Genomic DNA, 19015 nt, shown 5'->3' with positions numbered 1-19015 from the left:
GAAAAATGATGACTATTAGATTTACCAAAATGCATGGACTAGGCAATGATTTCATAGTGATTGATGGCATTAATCAAAATATAGACCTTAATCCTCAACAAATTGCAATGATGGCTCAGCGGAATACGGGTATTGGTTTTGATCAATGCTTGCTTATTGAATCCAGTCAGCAAAAAGGAATTGACTTTAATTATCGAATTTTTAATGCCGATGGTCAGGAAGTAGGGCAATGTGGAAATGGAGCACGATGTCTTGCCTTATTTGTCAAATACTATGGCTTAACAAATAAAAATCATTTAACTGTTGCCACTAAAACCACAAAAATGAATTTATATATTAATGCGGATCAAAGTGTGCGGGTGGATATGGGCATTCCAAAATTAGCACCAAAAGACATTCCACTCCTGAATGCAGAACCATCTGAACAATACGTTTTAGAGCTTTCAAACAATGAAAAACTATTGCTACATGCTCTCAGTGTTGGTAATCCGCATGCGGTTATATTAGTTCCAGATATACAAAAAGCTCCTGTGCTTACTTTAGGCAAACAAATTAGTCTTCACCGGTGTTTTCCCGAACAAGCAAATGTAGGATTTATGCAAATTTTAAATCCGCAACATATTAAGTTACGGGTTTTTGAGCGGGGTTGTGGTGAAACTCAAGCATGTGGCAGTGGTGCTGTTGCTGCTGCAGCAGTAGGATGTTTGTATTACAAGCTGGATAAGCAAATAAAAGTAACTTTACCTGGTGGTGATTTACTCATTGATTGGCCTGAGTTTAATAAGCCAATCAGCTTAACAGGCCCTGCTGTTTTTGTTTACGAAGGCAGATTATTTTAAACGATCTGTCTCTTGCTGGTTAGTCTCAGTAACACTTTATCCAGAATACATAAGCCATTTCGTATCAATTTACCAATAACGACAAAACCATTCCATACAAGACAAAAAATTTATCCTATGTCGATGCAAAATTAACACAAGTATTGAATTTTTTTTACAAAGAGTTATGCTGGATGAAGGCTCAATTCGTATCTTTCAACTTGGAAGCCGATGTGAGCCTTATAGGAGAGGGCTATGACAGGAAGCAAAATACAAAGTTTTGATTTATTCAAAGCGGCTATGGGAAATCCAGATTATTTAACTGCAATTAATAAAAATACCGCAACCCAAGCACAATTTTTAACAACACTCAAAGAAGGAAATTTGACATTCCAAGAAATTCTTGACTCAATTCAAATTGTCAAAAACTCACAGGTAAAATCCTTATTAATAATATATCTGTTAAGTCAAAAAGAGTATTTGAATTCTTTAAAGGGTTCTTCTTTGTTACAGCGATTAACCATTCGCGATAATCATACCCCCTCTCGTCTTAATGCACTAATACATCAACTCGATTTACACGTACTTACAAACGCGATGATTAGCGAATTAGAGCCCGAAGCTGCCGTAAGTATTCTTTGTTCTGTTCCTCATTTTCATCACCTGACTCGAGAACAAACAGAAGCTTTAATTGGAAGATATCCGAAACATGAACTTATAGTGTACTGGATGAACCATTTTGCACTCATGCCTAATGCCCATTATTTGTTAGCTCATTTAATGAAATTGGCGGGGACAAATATTATTGATGAATTAAGCAAAATAGAATCGAATCAAAAAGAAGCAATTATTGTGAATATTATTGAACATTTTGAATTATTTCATTACATACCGCAAAGATTTTTAGAGCATGCAAATAAAGAGTCACATTTGATTTTAGCTATTAGGCTCTATCTTAATGGCCATTATAATAAAACACTCGCCACTTATATTAATCAATTAACTAAGAAATTATTAGAAAAAAATCATTCATTTTCAACTCCTGCAATTGAATTACTTTTTTTCTTGAATGATAAACTTGCTTTCAAAGAGTTGGCCAATAAAAGTGCGTTCTTAACAAATCGCTATTTAAAAAATAATGCTCAAGAAGGAAATATTGCCTTATTTTACCAAAATAATCAGCTTAATCTGCAACGAATGATCCAAAATGTTAATTTAAACCCAGTGATTCCTGAATTTTTTAAAGAACAACAGAAACAGCTTGGAGCCCTTAATGAAAGTTCATTTGTAAATGGCCTAATCAAATATAACAAATCCATTAATTGTTTTGAGTATTTTTTAATACATTATCAGGGAAACTCTGAATCCATCAGAAAACTACTCAGTGATTATATGGAGTCTTATGAACACTCCGATAATTTTAAAAGTCGTTCGCAAGCAATACATCATCTGGGTTTTATGTTGACTCGTCCTGAACTGGACCCAACAGTTAAAGAGGCCATCTTTACAACTTTTTTAAATCATCCATCATTCTTTGATGAACAAATTAGTTATCAATTATTTTTATTTGATGCCAAAAGAATTATTCGCTATTTTGGTCTTCGTGGAGGTAAAGAAAACTATCAAAGGGTAATCGATTTGTGTACCTTAGCCCTAAAAAATCTCCATTCAGAAAAAACTCCGGAAATTATTCAAATTTCTCAAAAAGCATTTATGGAGGCAAAGCTGGAACTAAGCTTTACTAAAGAGCAAGGTTTTTTTTCGAGTGTAATCAAATGGATAAAACGATGTTGGGCGTATGGTTGGACCGGCTTTTTCAAACCTAATCAACCTGAATATATTACTCCAGAATCATTGATTTTTGAGCCCTCCCCTAAAAAATCATCTAAAAAATATATTAAGAAATTGCTCTCTGTTGATACACCAGAAAATGAGCTTCTAATTTTATTAAATAAAATAGCTCTTCCCTTAACACAAGAAAAATTTGAAGACATCATCAAAGCATTGGATCTTTATTCATTACAAACACTACCTAAAAACGAGCTTGAAACTCGGCACAAGCTTCATAAGCTATATCATTATGTCATTAGTAAAAAAGAAGAAAATCAAGCGCTTTATCGCTGGTTAAAGGATAATCAAAATCCATTTGTCATAAATCAATTGCGCCTATTAGAATTGGTTATAAAAGAGAAATCTCATAATGAGGTGAGTTTTTTACTGAAACAAATCAATGAAGATTCAGATCAACTTCAACATATATCTGATGAGTTAAATTGTGAAATGCCTGAATTAGGAGCAACAACCATTCCAAAATTGATTAAAAACGCCCAAACATCTGATTTTGTAGCAAGCACAACTAAAGTTTTATCCGAGTATGCAACTGAGGCATCAGAATATGCACAAAACGCATGGCAATGGGCTGGATGTTTTTTAGCTAAAATTGGAACCCCTCCTAAAGAAGAAGAAGATTGTTTTAAAGTAGAACATGTTCCTGCATTTCATACATCGACAAGTAAGTAATTGAGGGTATTTTTAATGCGCTAAAGTTTGAGTTTCCAACGCTTATGCATCCAGTTCCATTGCTCAGGGTGAGCTAAAATAATACGTTCTAAAGCCTGATTATATGCAAGTGTATTATAATAAAGAGACTCTGAGACTGTATCATAATCTTTCCAAGGAATTGGATCATAAAACTCTAAAACATGCTTCCCATTCGGTAACCTATAACCGGCGGCAGGAACAACAGGAACCCCAGTATAACGAGATAAAGTTGCTAAACTCCGGTAGGTTCCCGCCTTTGTACCAAAAAACTCTACTGCGATACCATCTCTATTGGCTAATGAGGCATGTTGATCAAGAACAAAAATTACGGCATGATTTTTTTCCAGTGCGGCACAAACTTTATCTAGAGAATTTTTTTGGGAATCACATTCAAACCGACTTGATAGTATTGCTTAAATAAGCTTCGCTCAATAGACTTAATGGATAAAGTTCTTCGGATAAAATGAAACTGTCCTTGAAATTCTTTAAAATTTAAAACCCCACCTATAGGAGCTACCTCCCAATTACCGAAGTGGCCCGTAAGAACTAAAACTCCTTTTTTTTGCGCTACAACTTCCAACATTTTCTCATGACCACGAACCTCGACTTGATTTCGTAAAGTCTCCTCTGACATAAAACGCAATTGTATTGCTTCTTTAAAGGATTTAAATAGGTGTGAATAATAAGATAAGGCAAGACGTTTTTTTTGATTTATATCTAATTGATCACCATAGACGCGATCGATATTCGCCATAATGACTTGCCGCTTGTAAGGTAAAAATTGATACACAAAACGCCCTAGTAAACTCACCGGCAATTCATTAATTTTTTGTTCTAAATCAGTCACAAGCTTTAATCACCAAACATGCGTTCATACTTGCAAATCCTCGATTAATAGTCAACACATAAGGACTTTGTAATGATCGGTGATCTGCGCTTACTGACAAACCATCACAACTCGGTGCAATACGTTGAAAATTAGCCACGCCGGGGATACATTTTGACTCGAGGGCATAAGTAGCAAGTACAGCATCAATTAATCCTGAGGCACATATAGTATGTCCAGTCGACCATTTAAATCCAGTTACAGGCTGTTGCTGACCAAAAACTTTTTGTATTGCTTGGGATTCACTATAGTCTGATTTGCTATTCCCATTTCCATGAGCAACAATAAAACCTACGTCCGTCGGATTTAATGCGACAGACTCCAGAGTATGCTGAATTAAATCCGCCAGTTGTTGGCCACTTGTATCTAAAGAAAATAATCCTTGTGCTTCACTCGTTGACAACCCACCGATAACCTCACCATAACAAACTGCAGAACGCATACGAACACTTGCTTCACTTTCTAAAACGAAAGCAGCAGCACCATCGGCTAGAATGGTACCATCATGTTCTTCATCGAAAGGTTTTAAATGTTGGTGGCTTAAAACACCTAGTTGCTCATAATAAAATAAAGATTGAGGTTCTACAGCCATATCATAAGATATCACTATCGCCCGCTCTGCTTGTCCACTGCGTATTGCATGATATGCTTCTAATAAGGCTTGTGTCCCTCCAACAGCATGGTTGGTTACATTATGATTGGGTCCTTTAAATTCATAAGTAATGCCTGTATATGCAAGAACATTATTAGGCAATATACGTAATAACCACATAGGATGTACTGTTTCAAACAAATGTTCTGCAAAATCTTGCATATTCCCTTGAGCCTTTGCCAGCAAAGGTAAAAAATCATATTGTTGAAAATATTTATTTCCAGGGGAGCCCACAAAAACTGCAGTTTGCTCATTAAATTGATCGGGAGTTTCAAGCCCATCACGATAAGAGATGATCTGACTATGCTCTACAGCCTGCACTGCAGCGTTAATCCCCATCACGTCTTGGCGTGAAATCACTTTAGCTAATTTTCGATCCGGCAACATTTTTCCAGGATTGAATTCTTTTAGCTCTCCACCCAAACGGTAGGACCATTGCGATAGATCCCAATTGGTTATTTCTGCAATTCCACTTTTACCTGAAATAATTGCATCCCAGGTTGTATCAGCAGTGACTCCTGATGCAGTTAATGCACTTCGTCCCGTGATAAATACTCTGTTATTCTGACTCATTGGCCTGCTCCTTCAAATTCAGGATGCTTAAATAACAAGCAACTATTAGAGCCCCCAAACCCAAAAGAATTAGATAAAACCACACCTAAAGAGCGCTCCCGTGGTCCATCTACCACATAATCCAAATCACACTCTGGATCAGGCGTGGATAGGTTAGCTGTTTTAGGTACTTGTGCCTTTTCTATAGACTTAACAGCTAAGACTGCTTCAAGTGCCCCGGCCGCAGCGATTAAGTGTCCTGTTTGACTTTTAGTAGAGCTAACTGGCAAACTTGAAATACATTCACTGAATACTGCTTTAATTGCATTGGTTTCGCTTAAGTCATTCATTTTAGTAGATGTACCATGTGCATTGATATAATCCACATCAGAAGCTTTTACTCCGGCATCCTGGAGCGCGCGTTCGATAGCTTGAATTGCACCGTCTCCATTAGGATGTGAGTCTGTAATTCGATAAGAACTTAAAGAGTTCCCCTCTCCGGCTAATTCAGCATAAATAGACGCACCTCGCGCTTTTGCCTTACTCCATTCTTCTAAAATTAAAAATGCAGCTCCTTCGCCTAGGACAAAACCATTACGTGTCGCATCAAAAGGCCGGCTTGCAGTCTCTGGGGTGCTATTATAGGTCGATAAAGCACCCAATAAACAAAAACTCGATAACCCTAAGGGATTAATCATTGAATCAAATCCACCAGCCAGCATAAAATCAGCCTCACCGCGACGAATGACCTGCATAGCCAATCCTAAAGCCTGTCCTCCTGAAGCACATGCCGTATGGACAGAAGATGCATAACCTTTGATGCCGAATTGCTGGATCAATAACGACAAACCTGAATTTGGAGTAGTTTTACCAAAATCCGATAATTTATAAAATTCTTGTGTGTTTGCAAGCAGCTGCATCCAATTAGTTTCACCGCCTGGAGCACACATTTGTTGAAATCGCGACAGATAATCGAATTCAGCGGTCATCATGCCACTACCTGTAACCACGCCCCAGCGTGATGCTGTCTGTTCAGTGGGTAAAATACCAGCGTCATTGAAAGCTTGTTGGGCAGCTTCAAGCGCATATTGTGTAAAGGACATGGAAAAACGCGTACGCTTTGTAGACAACTTGGGATCAAGAACAAAATTTTTTACTTCGGCTGCTATATAAGTTGGAAACGCGCTTGCATCAAATTGTTTGATTTCAGCAATTCCGGACTGCCCCGCTAATAAATTGGACCATGTGGATTGAACATCAAGACCTATAGGTGAAATCGCCCCTAAACCCGTAATTGCTACTCGTCTTTTTTTCACTTTTAGTTACCTCTAGGAATAAGCACCACATCCACTACACAAACACGTTTCCCTAAAACTTCACTACGAAAAGTAAGAATTAATTCTTCATCTGTTTGTTTTTTGACGTTTACATAGCACTCGAGAATATCACCCGGATGAACAAATTCATTCATTTTCATTTTGCGAAATTCACTAACACTATAGCTTAACGCATATCCAGAACGTGCCACAAACTCGCGCGCTAAATTTAATTTACATTCCAATAAAACCGTTAACGGCAATACTGGCTTTTTTGGAAAATGATCCGCAAAATAAAGGGCTGCCCGTGTAATTCGCTTTTCAGCAGTTAAACTGACTTTGGGTTCAAAAGAACAAACTCTATCAAAAGCCATGGATACCAGAGGCAATTCCACGTTAAGCATGAGATCACTATCCAATAGGGGAGTACTTTTTGAACTAATTATGGACCAATCACCTGGTCTATCAATTTCCGCAAATTGTTGTTTTACCTCATCGGGATCGATAAAGTCATTCATAGGCAATAAAGGACCTAACGCACCCTCAAGAGTAAAAACAACCTCATTTCCTATGCGTGCCACACTATGATATTGCATCACTGAATCTTCAATTCGCTCAATGAATGATTCTAATAATAAGGTTTCTCCAACGTATGCGGCTCTGTGCATTGCAGCTTTAGCAACAATGCCAGCAACAGGCCTATGAGAAAACTCCAAACAGTGCATCACATTCCATGCTGCTAATTGACCTAGTGTTTCTCCGATTAAAGAAGGGATAAAGCACGGACGTCCCTGTTCATCAACCGTAAGAAATGTGTCATCTTGGGTAATGTGTTTAATTCCCCGAATCAACTGACCAGGAAATGACTCAACGATACGATCAACGAATAAAAATCTCATTAGTATTTATTAAACCCTATTGACCAAGATAAAGAAACAACTGAGAGACTAAGCTTCAGTTGCAATAGTTTGTTGCTCTTCAATTGCAGAAACAACTAATTTACAAAATGTTTCTATCGTAAAGAGCATGGGTATTTCATTCACTTTCATATTAGGCTTGAATTGCTCTGCCGGAACTTCACTTAAATAACTTTGTAATGCTTTTAGGCCCTCGGCAGTGATGACTCCACCCTTTTCAAATTCACTCTCTGCGAGCTCGCCACGTGCATTTTTTTCCAATTGACCACGAGGGATTTTAATTTTAAACTCTTTTTCCAGTTGGAAAACTAAATCAAGAAAATCAATAGATTCAGCGCCCAGATCTACTATTAATCGACTATTAAGAGATATTTCTTCTTCGTCAATTACTAGTACCTCAGCAACTATTTCCCTAACTTTAGGATAAACATCTGCTACATTCATATATTGTCCTCAGAAATCAGCTAATTTACAAAGCCCAAAATTATATCATATTTTTTCTTAAAGGCATAAAGCATAAAAAAGATGGGATATTAACCAACTCGACTATATCCTGCATCAACAAATAAAGTATGTCCATTTATCATTGCCGCTTCTGGCAAACACAATAGATAAATAGCATTAGCCACATCTTGTGTTGTTAAAGGCCTATCTGATAAAGAATGGGCTTGGTATTCATCCAGTAATTGTTCTCTATTAGGAAAATGCTTCAATGCATCCGTATCCACCACTCCGGCCGAAACAGTATTCACAGTAATTCCATCAACTGCTAACTCAAGACTTAAAGATCGTACTAAAGCTTCAAGAGCAGCTTTAGATGCTCCAATAAAGGCATAATTAGGAATTGCTCGATGAGCACCAAGACTTGATAAAGCAATAATGCGTCCACCTTTAGGCATCAATGAACGTCCTTCAACAGCCAGATGATTTAACGCCAGGGCATTAGTCTCCAAACACCAGCGCCAATGTTTAGTAGACATTTTAAGGGCTGATTTTAAAACACCACTAGCAGCATTACTAACTAAAAAATCAAGCCGGTTAAAATGCTCTTTAAATTGAACAAACATTTCTTTTACAGACTGATGATCCGCTACATTCGCTTGTAAAGCAATTGCTTTACGGCCCATAGCCTGTATTTCTTCCACCAATGCCTGGGCTTCATCAGAACTATTATAATAAACCACCGCAATATTGCTCCCTGCTTGAGCTAACTTTAATGCAGTTGCCTTACCGATGCCTCGAGCACCGCCAGTAATTAATCCTACTTTATCTGCAAAAACTAAACTCATAGCATTCCTCAATTTCTAATTTACAAAAATTTGTACAATTGGTTAAGTTAACACCATTAGATGGATAACTAAAAAACCTACATTTTCGTGCGTATTCTTCGATAAAGCAATGTTTAGAGCATTAAATTTTTAAATATCTTGTTTCTAGAGTGCTAACTTTGTACTATCGGCACACGATTAGATTATATGCATATTATTGAATGAAGCTATCTTGGACTAATACTGTATTCCCTATTGCAGCAATTTTTTCCTTTCGGATGTTAGGTTTATTTTTCCTAATCCCTGTATTTAGTATTTATGCGGAAGATTTGCAAGGTTCAACACCTGCGTTGATAGGTTTTGCCTTTGGAATATATGGTCTTGCGCAAGGATTACTGCAAATACCTTTTGGCATGCTTTCCGATAAATTGGGTAGAAAACCAATAATCACAACAGGCTTGCTTTTATTTGCTTGTGGCAGTCTCATTGGAGCATTAACTCATTCTATTTATGGGATGATTGTTGCACGAGCGCTCCAAGGAACTGGAGCAATTGGCAGTGTGCTCATTGCGCTACTTGCAGATTTAACTCCTGAGGAACAACGAACTAAAGCAATGGCAGTTATTGGCATGACCATAGGCACTTCATTTAGTCTAGCAATGGTAGTGAGCCCAATACTCACCTCTCATTTTGGCTTAGCAGGAATTTTTTACCTTACTACCTTGTTATCCCTATTCGGTATCATTCTGCTTCACTGTGTCATCCCTAAACCACTGAAAGAGCGCTTTCATGTTGATAGCGAGACTAATCCTGCTCTCTTAAAGCACGTTATTTTTAATGAACAACTACAACGTCTTAATTTTGGCATTTTCTGCCAACATTTTATTCTTACATCTACATTTTTTGTGATTCCTTTTATCTTAAAAAAGCAAGTAGAACAAGGCCATTTAACCCAGCAGTGGCATTTTTATTTGCCTATTATGTTGCTTTCCTTCATCCTCATGATCCCCTTTATTGTGCTTGCTGAAAAAAGAAAAAAAATGAAAGGCGTGTTTCTTTCCTCCGTTTTTGTCATCGCAGCAACCCAATTATTGTTTCTCTATACGCTCCAAAATTGGCTTGGCTTATGTCTCATGATGCTAACTTATTTTATTGCATTTAATATCCTTGAAGCTGCATTACCATCGCTTATCTCTAAACAGGCCAATCCTAAAAGCAAAGGGACTGCCATGGGAATATATTCTACAAGTCAATTTCTCGGACTTTTTTTAGGGGGTGCTTTTGCTGGCCTGTTATTCCAATGGAATGGTAGCCAAGGTATTTTTATAACCAATGGAGTTTTAGCGCTTTTATGGTTAATTATCGCCAGCGCTATGAAACCTAATCTCTCTATTTCAACGCTTATTCTCCATTATCCTTGGCCTGAGAAAAAAGAAGATATACTTGCGCGATTGTTAAATACTCAAGGAATTATTGAAGCTGCATTAGTCCAAGAAGAAGAGGCTATCTATTTACGTATTGACAAAAAGCATTATATTGCAGGCAGTGCAGAGAACATTCTTATGACTTCATCGAATGGACGTTCCTAACACTGTTTTCCTCTTCGAGCTCAGGAGCCCTTGCTGCAAACACAGGATACTCTGTATTAACTATTATTTCCTTATCCTCCTTAAAAAACAAAGGAATAGTACCTGTTAATGTGCGATATGCCAGTTTGCTCGTTTCCCCTGGAAAAGGTTCTGTCGAACATTGAACATGAATTGATAATTTCGGATTTTTATAATGTTCATTTAACAAATGGTTTCTAATTAATTCGGAAGATATCAATGAACGGTCATTCTCTACATTTTGTCTAATGCACAATTTAATTTCTACAGGTTCAACCTCAGGTAGCTGTGATTCTAATAAGCGTTCTACTAATTCCTTGGCATCAATGGTTTTACATGAAACCGAATTTGGCACAGACGCTAACATCCCAGTCATACCATCTGCCTCATAGGCTAATATATAGATTTTGCAATTTTTAGAGTTTTGCGGGATGTGGAATTTATCATCAGCGCTTAAAACAGTACAAGACACAGCATGTCCCTCATATGCTGTTTTGTTCCATTGATTCGCGTGTTTGATTAATTTTGTATTCCCTTCGTTTCGCTTAAATGGAATGTATAAATAAATCATCATCAATCCAAAATATACTCATATTAGACTTAATTTAAGCTCTAAAGGCTCTTGACTGTCAAGCATTTCCTCATAATCAGTCAAAGCAAAAGAACTGGCTCCATTAAATGCTGTAAATGAAGTATCAAGTGCCCCCAGATAATCGGTTTCATCAATCCATCCGTGTTTCGATTGGGTACTTTTTGATGGTGAAGTGATAGGCTTATCTTCAATTATGACGCCTGATTTTATTAAAAACTCTTCAAGGCGAGATTTATTGATCAGCATTTCAAACTTCATATTTTTCCCGCTGATAGTAATTGAGTCTACTAAATAATCCGAAATATCAAGCGGCAAACTCCTAAGCAATTCATCAATAATCATGGATTGGTTTTTTGAAAAGAACTTATCATTTTGAATCATTTTTACTAATTCGCGGGCTAAATGATGTAACATAGGATGAGAAAATTTAGGATATTTCACTGCCTTAGGAACACTTGTAAAAAAGTCGTATTTTGTTGAAGTGTCTTCTACGACATCCAATCCTTGTCGAAAAGCCCGTGCGCGCCCAACCACACCCGAGAAGTTAAAGCAAAATAAATCACTCTTCATCTGAAATGCTCTTACAGCACCTTTAGAGCTTAATAAACCATCTGTACCAGTACCAGGCAAGCCTATGCTGACGTCACTATAATACTTTATTTCCATGGATTGATGGGATTCGCCAAGTTCCGTACGAAATTGTTCTGCCATTAGGCGTGGTTTATTTTTTTTTGCATATTCATCACAAAAAAATAACTTTACAATATTACTATTACTAAATCCTTCTATCACTACATCACTTTTAAAATTTCTAGCAACTTCTTCTATGGTCAACTCCTTATAATTTTCATCTTCTTTAGTTTGATTCCCTACAATCAAATCAGGGGTATTAATACCATGACTTAAAATATAAATCTGACAATTACCTTCCTTCAAGGCTGTTTGAACTTGTTCACTTTGGACAATTTCATTGCTGTCATGATAGACCACGACGACTTCCTTTTCTTTAGATTCATAATCTTTACGCCATTTACTGGCTTTGGCTTCTAGATCAAATAGGGAGTCTTCAAAAGTAAAGGGGATATACAATATTTTCATATAACAACATATTTAGTCAATCTGGCATAATTATAATCTATGAACATTAATAAAATATTAAACATTTATTTTATTAATAGGTTAAATGGTTGAGTTAATAAAGGCGAGGTTCTGTAAATTTTTATTTAGAATAATTTAGGATTTAAATACTCCTGGCTAAATCCTAAATTAAAAATGACATTATTGACGGGGCAGGCGTATATTTTTTCCTAAAAACAAGTTCTTTTCAGTGGACCGATAAGGATTAATATCCAAACCGCCACGTCGGGTATATCGTCCATAAACTGTCAATAATTCAGGCTGACAACGGTTCATAATATCTACAAAAATTCGCTCGATACATTGCTCGTGAAATTCATTATGGTTTCTAAAGGAAACAAGATATTGCAACAGCCCTTCACGATTAATTTTTTTTCCTCTATAACTAATTTGTATGCTGCCCCAATCAGGTTGGTTTGTTACTAAACAATTTGATTTAAGCAAATTAGAGTATAAAGTTTCTTCAATAGTTTCATCACTCACTGAAAGAAATGAAGGCTCTACGAGATATACAGAGCACTCGACATCAAGTTCATCTATACATTCACCCATAAATGAAGGTTGAATTGCAAACTGTTTTACATTATCTAAAAGATAAATATTTACCCAAACTTCAGCCCCTATTCGTTCTTGTAAATCTCTTTTGACAATATTTTGCAACTCATTCGCATTTGGAATGCGAGTATTATTAAATGAATTAAAATATAGTTTTAATGACTTAGATTCGATTAAATAAGGTGAACTGCAGTCATAATATAATTCAGCAATTGCAACCATAGGTTTTCCCTTGGCATTAAGCCAAGATACTTCGTAATGATTCCAACAATCAAATCCGTAAAAAGGGAGTTGGGAGGGATTTATACCAATTTCTTGCCGCTTTCCAGCCCTTGCAATAGGATATAATCGATTAGGATTGTAGGCATCATCGTAGCTTGATTTTCTTCCTAATTCTGATTCTTCTTCCAGGGTTTTATATTTTTTTAAAACAAGATCATTCATGTTATTTAACTCCAATATTTCTATAATTTTGGCAGTGCTTTTCCAGTTTACCGGTTGATTCATTGCCATTTGGCTGGAAATATAGTTTAATAAGGATGCAGCTTCATTAATGCGCGCTGCCTTTTCCTTAAGCTCACGAGCTTGAATAATTACAGAAGCAATAACATCAAAATTTGGATTCTCAATAATCTTTCTTATCGTTGATAACGAAAAGCCAAGGAATTTTAAGGTAGTGATCTGTTGTAAGCGAATGAGATCCTGCTCCGAATATAAACGATAACCACTTGCCGTACGCTTAGCTGGTTTTAAGAGACCAATATCATCATAATATTGTAATGACCTGATTGTTAACGCAGTCATTTGGCTAATTTGTTTGATTTGATAAAATTTCATTCAATTTCTCCCCAGAACTGATTCTAAGCTATCACGTACCGTGAGAGTCAATAGATATAATGAAATAAACGAGTATTGGGCGTATCTAAGATGTATATTACTATGATAGATACATCGAATATCTTAGGCGCTAACCTTGAAAAGCCTGATTCAATTCCAGTGCAAGCCCTATATAAATTAAGGTATACTCTCCTCCTAACTTTCGCATACAGGAGAAAATGAATGGCACGTGGAATAAATAAAGTGATACTCATTGGTAACGTAGGTGTTGATCCTGACGTACGATATTTACCTAACGGTAATGCAGTGACTACACTTTCAATTGCTACTAGTGAGGCATGGAAAGATAAAAGCACTGGAGAAAAACAAGAAAGAACCGAATGGCATCGGGTGGTTTGTTTTAATCGCTTAGGAGAAATTGCTGGCGAATATGTTCGCAAAGGCTCAAAGCTTTATGTTGAAGGCAGCTTAAGAACCAGAAAATGGCAAGATCAACAAGGACAAGATAGATATACTACGGAAATTGTAGCTAACGACATACAAATGTTAGATAACAAAGTGGGAGCATCTTCAAGTTTTGATGATAACTCACAGGCTCAATTTACACCAACCAATCAAAATTTTGCAAAACAACAACCTGCGCAACAAGTTCCGCATGATGCTTTTGATCAATTAGATGATGATGTACCATTCTAATTTCTATCTTAAATAACAACTGTGTTCATAAATATTTTCTGCCCTTATAAATAAGGGCAGTTTACATAGATATACTTCACGAAAGCCGCTAAAATTGATCATGAGCAACTTATTACGCCTGTAGCCCTAGTTGGCGCAATTAATAATTAGAGTATCAGTTCCATAAAGAAAAGTGGCTAGAAAATCAGATATAATAAGCTTTAGTGTAAAATAAATTAAAAAATATAAAAAACCCGCATAAGGCGGGTATTTTAAAACACAAAATAGCAGTTATATTATTCTTCAGCATCAGTACTAACAACTGGTCTGTCTAATAACTCAACAATCGCCATAGGTGCATTATCACCATCTCTGAAACCACATTTAATAATTCGTATATAACCGCCTGGGCGTTTTACAAAACGTGGACCTAAATCAGTAAATAACTTACCTACTGCAGATTTTGATCTTAATATATCAAATGCATGTCTACGGGTTGCCACTGAATCAACTTTAGATACAGTGATTAAAGGCTCTATGTACCGACGAAGATCCTTTGCCTTAGGCAAAGTAGTCTTTATCAATTCATGCTCAATTAACGAGCAACACATATTTGCAAACATAGCCTTTCTATGGCTACTTGTACGGCCAAAACGACGGCCTGAATTACGGTGACGCATAACAAAACTCCTAAACTTTATTCGCCAAGATTAGCTGGCGGCCAATTCTCAAGCTTCATACCAAGCGATAATGAACGGGAAGCCAAAACATCCTTAATTTCAGTTAAAGATTTTTTACCAAGATTAGGAGTTTTTAAAAGTTCATTTTCAGTTCGTTGTACCAGATCGCCTATATAATGAATATTCTCTGCCTTTAAACAGTTCGCTGAGCGAACAGTTAATTCTAGATCATCAACAGAACGTAAAAGAATAGGATCGAAATCATTACGTTCCTTCTGATCTGATCGTGACTCTTCAAATCTCATATCAACAAAAGCATGTAACTGCCGTTGTAAAATGCTAGCTGAAATACGGATTGCTTCTTCTGAATCAATAGTCCCGTTGGTTTCTAATTCAATAGTCAACTTATCCAAATCAGTACGATTCTCAACACGAGCACTATCAACATAATACGCTACTTTTTTAACTGGTGAGAAGCTGTTATCAATTTTGAGCTTGCCAACAGACTTTCGCTCTACTTCATCATCAAAATGTTTAATAAATGAATCCGTACTATGGAAACCAATCCCTCTTTCAACCTTCATTGTCATATTTAATTTGCCCTTTTCGTTCAAATTAGCAATAACAAGATCAGGGTTAATCACTTCAAGTCCATGAGATAATTGAATATCACCAGCAGTAACTTGACAAGGACCTTGCTTATTAAGAGATATTATAGCCTCTTCCCCTACCGTCATTTTAATTGCAACCAATTTAAGATTCAGTAGTATATCGACAACATCTTCTTGTACACCTTCAATTGTGCTGTACTCGTGAAGAACACCTTCAATTGAAGCTTCCGTAATTACACTGCCAGGCATAGAAGACAATAATATACGTCTCAAAGCATTGCCGAGAGTATGACCAAAGCCGCGCTCCAAAGGCTCTAAAACTATTTTAGCTTTAAAGGGCGATTCAGCCTGTACCTTAAGAACATTAGGTGTCAACATTTCATTGATTTCAGTATACATTCAGCTATTTCTCCGAGCTTACTTAGAGTAAAGTTCTACAACCAAGTTTACGTTGTAGTCTGAAGATAAGTCAGTTAACGTCGGCGCTGTAGAAAAAGTTCCTTTAAATGAAGAAGTATCTACAGTAAGCCAATCACATGGTACTCTTTGCTCAGACAAAGCTAAAGCAGCTTGAATGCGGCCTTGATTTTTTGCTCTTTGTCTCACAGATATAACATCACCAGGCTTTATTAAATAAGATGGTACGTTAACTATTTTATCATTAACTAATATGGCCTTATGAGTTACTAACTGACGTGCTTCTGCACGAGTGCTTGCAAAACCCATACGATAAACGACATTATCCAAACGTCTCTCGAGAAGAGTCATCAGGTTTTCGCCTGTAGCACCCTTCATACGTGCAGCCATTTTATAATAACCACGAAATTGCTTTTCAAGAACACCATAAAATCTTCTAATTTTTTGTTTTTCTCTAAGCTGCAAACCATAGTTGTTTAGACGTGGTTTCTTATCACCATGTTGCCCAGGTAACTTCTCTGATTTACATTTTGATTTGTGATCACGAACACCACTTTTCAGTAATAAATCACACCCCTCGCGACGTGATAATTTACATTTTGGACCAAGATATCTAGCCATTAATTACTCCTGAGTCTTATACACGACGTTTCTTAGGTGGCTTACACCCATTATGAGGGATACCAGTAACATCGGTTATTTCAACAATTTTGAAATCCTGAGATATTAATTCACGAATAGTGGACTCTCGACCAGGGCCAGGACCATGAACAAATACAGCTACAGATTTCATACCATATTCTTTAGCGACAGCAGCTGCACGCTCAGTTGCAACCTGTGCAGCGTAGGGCGTACTCTTTCGTGAACCTCTAAAACCTGAGCCACCTGATGTTGCCCAGCAAAGAGCATTACCTTGTCTATCAGTGAAAGTCACTATGGTATTATTAAAAGATGCATGAACATGTACTATACCATCTGATACAACACGTTTTGCCTTTTTGCGTACTTTTTGTTGTTTTGACTTTGTTATTGCCATCTTACTATCCTACATGAAATATCAAACGGTGGTGCCTTTTCTGCGACCCTTTCTTGTACGTGCATTAGTTTTTGTACGTTGGCCATGTACAGGCAGCCCTCTTCTATGTCTTAAACCTCGATAACATCCTAGATCCATAAGTCGTTTAATGTTCATTGTTACAACACGACGTAAATCACCTTCAACAGTTATTTTAGCAATTTCTGTTCTTAAAGACTCTAGTTGAGCATCTGTTAATTCTGAAACCTTTTTTGAAGGATCGATTCCAACTGCTGAACATAGTTTTATAGATGTAGGTTTACCAATACCATATATTGCTGTTAAAGCAATCACAAGATGTTTGTGATCTGGTATATTTACTCCTGCAATACGAGCCATTAACTTCTCCGAACGTTATTTGTTCTGTCGAAAGGGACAGAAGAATACTATTTTTATAAAATTAAATCAAGCAAAGATATTAACCTTGTTTTTGCTTATGCCTGGCATCTTTACAAATAACTCGTATCGTGCCACTTCTTTTAATAACCTTACAATTGCGACAAATTCGCTTTACAGATGCTCTTACTTTCATTCCTAACTCCGATAAAGATCATAAAAGACCAGGTAATTTAGTACCTTTAAAATTAGCCTTTTTCATTAAAGAATCATATTGCTGTGTCATTAAATGAGCTTGTACCTGAGCTACAAAATCCATAATAACAACCACGATAATCAGCAATGACGTTCCACCGAAATAAAAAGGGACATGCCATGTATACATTAAAATCTGAGGTAAAAGACAAACTAAAACCAGATAAATTGAACCAACCAGCGTTAAGCGAGTCATCACAGCATCAATATATTTTGTAGTTTGTTCCCCTGGTCTAATTCCAGGAATATATGCACCAGATTTCTTTAAATTATCTGCAGTATCTTTAGGGTTAAATACCAACGCTGCATAAAAGAATGCAAAGAATATAATAGCCACTGCATAAACAATTAAATAGAGTGGTTGTCCTGGGGATAAAGCCATTCCAACATCAGCTAACCATCCCATGCCTTTAGCATGCGAAAAAAACTGAGCTAAAGTCGCGGGCAACAGTATAATACTCGATGCAAAAATAGGTGGAATCACACCAGACATATTAATCTTTAATGGTAAGTGGCTTGTTTGTGCAGCATAAACTTTTCTGCCCTGTGTTCTCTGAGCATAGTTTACCCTAATTCGTCTTTGGGCTCGCTCCATAAACACCACAAAACCAGTCACAACTACTACAACTACTGCAATGATTACCAGAGTTAATGCTTGCATTTGTCCTTCTTTAACCTGCTGAAGAACGGAAGCAATAGCAGTAGGCATGCTTGAGACGATACCTGAAAATATAATTAGTGAAATCCCATTTCCAACACCTTTCTCAGTGATTTGCTCACCTAACCACATTAGAAACATTGTTCCTGTAACTAATGTAACCACGGCAGTAAAATAAAATGAAAAGTCAGCTTGCAAGGCAATTTGTTGGCCAGCCAGCCATCGAGCCATTCCAAGCGATTGGAAAATAGACAACACGAGCGTCAGATAACGTGTGTATTGATTTATTTTTCTTCTTCCTGACTCACCTTCTTTTTTAACTGCTCAAGCTTGGGAGAGACTACAGTAAAAAGTTGAAGAATAATCGATGCAGAAATGTACGGCATAATTCCTATGGCAAAAACCGTTACTCGTGATAAGGCTCCGCCAGAAAACATATTGAACAAGCCAAATATTGTATTTTGTTGTTCATTAAAAAAATTAGCCAATCGAGCAGGATCTAGACCTGGTACAGGTATATGTGCTCCTAGTCGATAAACTAAAATACCTAAAACAACAAAAAACAATCTTGATTTTAGTTCAGCCAATCCACCACGTGATTGGCTTGTATTATGCTTTTGGTTTTTCATA

Annotated in this window: 18 protein-coding genes and 3 pseudogenes; 4 read left to right on the top strand and 17 right to left on the bottom strand. The window is 36.8% G+C overall.

The window, feature by feature from the left end; genetic code table 11:
* Positions 1-8: 8 nt before the first annotated feature.
* Positions 9-839: a diaminopimelate epimerase gene (gene dapF / locus EL220_RS02490; protein ID WP_027272097.1), complete on the top strand. Its 831-nt coding sequence runs from the start codon at positions 9-11 to the stop codon at positions 837-839.
* A gap of 234 nt (positions 840-1073) precedes the next feature.
* Positions 1074-3338, top strand: coding sequence for a hypothetical protein (locus tag EL220_RS02485; RefSeq protein ID WP_027272096.1), 2265 nt, complete (start codon positions 1074-1076; stop codon positions 3336-3338).
* A gap of 20 nt (positions 3339-3358) precedes the next feature.
* Here the strand turns inward: EL220_RS02485 and EL220_RS02480 are convergent.
* The 6 genes and pseudogenes from EL220_RS02480 to fabL all read right to left on the bottom strand — a co-directional run bounded on the left by EL220_RS02480 (position 3359) and on the right by fabL (position 8971).
* Positions 3359-4206, bottom strand: a pseudogene (locus tag EL220_RS02480) (lysophospholipid acyltransferase family protein).
* Positions 4199-5470, bottom strand: a complete 1272-nt coding sequence (locus tag EL220_RS02475) for a beta-ketoacyl-[acyl-carrier-protein] synthase family protein (protein ID WP_027272094.1) — start codon at positions 5468-5470, stop codon at positions 4199-4201. Before EL220_RS02475 ends, EL220_RS02480 begins: the two are co-directional and overlap by 8 nt.
* Positions 5467-6765, bottom strand: a complete 1299-nt coding sequence (locus EL220_RS02470; protein ID WP_027272093.1) for a beta-ketoacyl-[acyl-carrier-protein] synthase family protein — start codon at positions 6763-6765, stop codon at positions 5467-5469. Before EL220_RS02470 ends, EL220_RS02475 begins: the two co-directional genes overlap by 4 nt.
* Before the next feature lie 2 nt (positions 6766-6767).
* Positions 6768-7664 (bottom strand): hotdog family protein, encoded by an 897-nt coding sequence (locus EL220_RS02465; protein ID WP_027272092.1) that lies wholly within the window; start codon positions 7662-7664, stop codon positions 6768-6770.
* Between the two features lie 48 nt (positions 7665-7712).
* Complete coding sequence (locus EL220_RS02460) at positions 7713-8126, bottom strand: acyl carrier protein (protein WP_027272091.1); 414 nt, start codon at positions 8124-8126, stop codon at positions 7713-7715.
* 89 nt (positions 8127-8215) lie between these two features.
* Complete coding sequence (fabL, locus tag EL220_RS02455) at positions 8216-8971, bottom strand: enoyl-[acyl-carrier-protein] reductase FabL (RefSeq protein WP_027272090.1); 756 nt, start codon at positions 8969-8971, stop codon at positions 8216-8218.
* Between the two features lie 200 nt (positions 8972-9171).
* Between fabL and EL220_RS02450 the strand changes: the two genes are divergently transcribed.
* Complete coding sequence (locus tag EL220_RS02450; protein WP_027272089.1) at positions 9172-10539, top strand: MFS transporter; 1368 nt, start codon at positions 9172-9174, stop codon at positions 10537-10539.
* On the opposite strand, the gene EL220_RS02445 is transcribed toward EL220_RS02450, so the two are convergent.
* From EL220_RS02445 to EL220_RS18480, 4 genes and pseudogenes are all read right to left on the bottom strand, one after another.
* Positions 10511-11131 carry a hypothetical protein gene (locus EL220_RS02445; RefSeq protein ID WP_232002580.1) on the bottom strand — a complete coding sequence of 207 codons (621 nt, stop codon included), beginning with the start codon at positions 11129-11131 and terminating at the stop codon, positions 10511-10513. The genes EL220_RS02450 and EL220_RS02445 overlap by 29 nt on opposite strands.
* 15 nt (positions 11132-11146) lie before the next feature.
* Positions 11147-12247: a hypothetical protein gene (locus EL220_RS02440; protein ID WP_035906468.1), complete on the bottom strand. Its 1101-nt coding sequence runs from the start codon at positions 12245-12247 to the stop codon at positions 11147-11149.
* A 180-nt stretch (positions 12248-12427) separates the two neighbouring features.
* Positions 12428-13285 carry an NADPH-dependent 7-cyano-7-deazaguanine reductase QueF gene (queF, locus tag EL220_RS02435; RefSeq protein WP_027272086.1) on the bottom strand — a complete coding sequence of 286 codons (858 nt, stop codon included), beginning with the start codon at positions 13283-13285 and terminating at the stop codon, positions 12428-12430.
* Positions 13286-13525: 240 nt separating this feature from the next.
* Positions 13526-13645, bottom strand: a pseudogene (locus tag EL220_RS18480) (MerR family DNA-binding transcriptional regulator); the annotation flags it as partial.
* Positions 13646-13900: 255 nt separating this feature from the next.
* Here EL220_RS18480 and ssb point away from each other — a divergent pair.
* A complete protein-coding gene (gene ssb / locus EL220_RS02430; RefSeq protein WP_027272085.1) occupies positions 13901-14374 on the top strand; it encodes a single-stranded DNA-binding protein in 474 nt (157 codons plus the stop codon).
* 275 nt (positions 14375-14649) lie between these two features.
* Here the strand turns inward: ssb and rplQ are convergent, their stop codons facing one another.
* From rplQ to secY, 7 genes and pseudogenes are all read right to left on the bottom strand, one after another.
* A complete protein-coding gene (rplQ, locus tag EL220_RS02425) occupies positions 14650-15033 on the bottom strand; it encodes a 50S ribosomal protein L17 (protein ID WP_027272084.1) in 384 nt (127 codons plus the stop codon).
* Positions 15034-15050: 17 nt separating this feature from the next.
* A complete protein-coding gene (locus tag EL220_RS02420; RefSeq protein ID WP_027272083.1) occupies positions 15051-16043 on the bottom strand; it encodes a DNA-directed RNA polymerase subunit alpha in 993 nt (330 codons plus the stop codon).
* A gap of 18 nt (positions 16044-16061) precedes the next feature.
* On the bottom strand, positions 16062-16682 hold the full coding sequence (gene rpsD / locus EL220_RS02415; RefSeq protein ID WP_003633050.1) for a 30S ribosomal protein S4: 621 nt from the start codon (positions 16680-16682) through the stop codon (positions 16062-16064).
* Positions 16683-16698: 16 nt separating this feature from the next.
* The gene (gene rpsK, locus EL220_RS02410) at positions 16699-17097 is read right to left on the bottom strand and encodes a 30S ribosomal protein S11 (RefSeq protein WP_003633055.1); all 399 of its coding nucleotides are present in this window, start codon (positions 17095-17097) and stop codon (positions 16699-16701) included.
* A 21-nt stretch (positions 17098-17118) separates the two neighbouring features.
* Positions 17119-17475, bottom strand: a complete 357-nt coding sequence (gene rpsM / locus EL220_RS02405; RefSeq protein WP_003633056.1) for a 30S ribosomal protein S13 — start codon at positions 17473-17475, stop codon at positions 17119-17121.
* A 79-nt stretch (positions 17476-17554) separates the two neighbouring features.
* The gene (rpmJ, locus tag EL220_RS02400) at positions 17555-17668 is read right to left on the bottom strand and encodes a 50S ribosomal protein L36 (protein WP_012978806.1); all 114 of its coding nucleotides are present in this window, start codon (positions 17666-17668) and stop codon (positions 17555-17557) included.
* A gap of 18 nt (positions 17669-17686) precedes the next feature.
* Positions 17687-19014: pseudogene (gene secY, locus EL220_RS02395) on the bottom strand (preprotein translocase subunit SecY).
* Between the last annotated feature and the right edge of the window lies 1 nt (position 19015).

The sequence above is a fragment of the Legionella sainthelensi genome (genome assembly GCF_900637685.1).
Taxonomy (GTDB): Bacteria; Pseudomonadota; Gammaproteobacteria; order Legionellales; family Legionellaceae; genus Legionella; species Legionella sainthelensi.
The sequence above is the reverse complement of the archived record's forward strand: the minus strand, read 5'-3'. Positions and strand labels throughout refer to the sequence as shown.

Bases quoted from the DNA above. Each gene is read 5' to 3' on its own strand.
- rpsK (WP_003633055.1), bottom strand. From the start codon at position 17,097: ATGGCAATAACAAAGTCAAAACAACAAAAAGTACGCAAAAAGGCAAAA.
- queF (WP_027272086.1), bottom strand. From the start codon at position 13,285: ATGAATGATCTTGTTTTAAAAAAATATAAAACCCTGGAAGAAGAATCA.
- rpmJ (WP_012978806.1), bottom strand. From the start codon at position 17,668: ATGAAAGTAAGAGCATCTGTAAAGCGAATTTGTCGCAATTGTAAGGTT.
- EL220_RS02475 (WP_027272094.1), bottom strand. From the start codon at position 5,470: ATGAGTCAGAATAACAGAGTATTTATCACGGGACGAAGTGCATTAACT.
- rplQ (WP_027272084.1), bottom strand. From the start codon at position 15,033: ATGCGTCACCGTAATTCAGGCCGTCGTTTTGGCCGTACAAGTAGCCAT.
- EL220_RS02445 (WP_232002580.1), bottom strand. From the start codon at position 11,131: ATGATGATTTATTTATACATTCCATTTAAGCGAAACGAAGGGAATACA.
- EL220_RS02420 (WP_027272083.1), bottom strand. From the start codon at position 16,043: ATGTATACTGAAATCAATGAAATGTTGACACCTAATGTTCTTAAGGTA.
- EL220_RS02485 (WP_027272096.1), top strand. From the start codon at position 1,074: ATGACAGGAAGCAAAATACAAAGTTTTGATTTATTCAAAGCGGCTATG.
- EL220_RS02460 (WP_027272091.1), bottom strand. From the start codon at position 8,126: ATGAATGTAGCAGATGTTTATCCTAAAGTTAGGGAAATAGTTGCTGAG.
- rpsM (WP_003633056.1), bottom strand. From the start codon at position 17,475: ATGGCTCGTATTGCAGGAGTAAATATACCAGATCACAAACATCTTGTG.
- fabL (WP_027272090.1), bottom strand. From the start codon at position 8,971: ATGAGTTTAGTTTTTGCAGATAAAGTAGGATTAATTACTGGCGGTGCT.
- EL220_RS02450 (WP_027272089.1), top strand. From the start codon at position 9,172: ATGAAGCTATCTTGGACTAATACTGTATTCCCTATTGCAGCAATTTTT.
- dapF (WP_027272097.1), top strand. From the start codon at position 9: ATGACTATTAGATTTACCAAAATGCATGGACTAGGCAATGATTTCATA.
- rpsD (WP_003633050.1), bottom strand. From the start codon at position 16,682: ATGGCTAGATATCTTGGTCCAAAATGTAAATTATCACGTCGCGAGGGG.
- EL220_RS02440 (WP_035906468.1), bottom strand. From the start codon at position 12,247: ATGAAAATATTGTATATCCCCTTTACTTTTGAAGACTCCCTATTTGAT.
- ssb (WP_027272085.1), top strand. From the start codon at position 13,901: ATGGCACGTGGAATAAATAAAGTGATACTCATTGGTAACGTAGGTGTT.
- EL220_RS02465 (WP_027272092.1), bottom strand. From the start codon at position 7,664: ATGAGATTTTTATTCGTTGATCGTATCGTTGAGTCATTTCCTGGTCAG.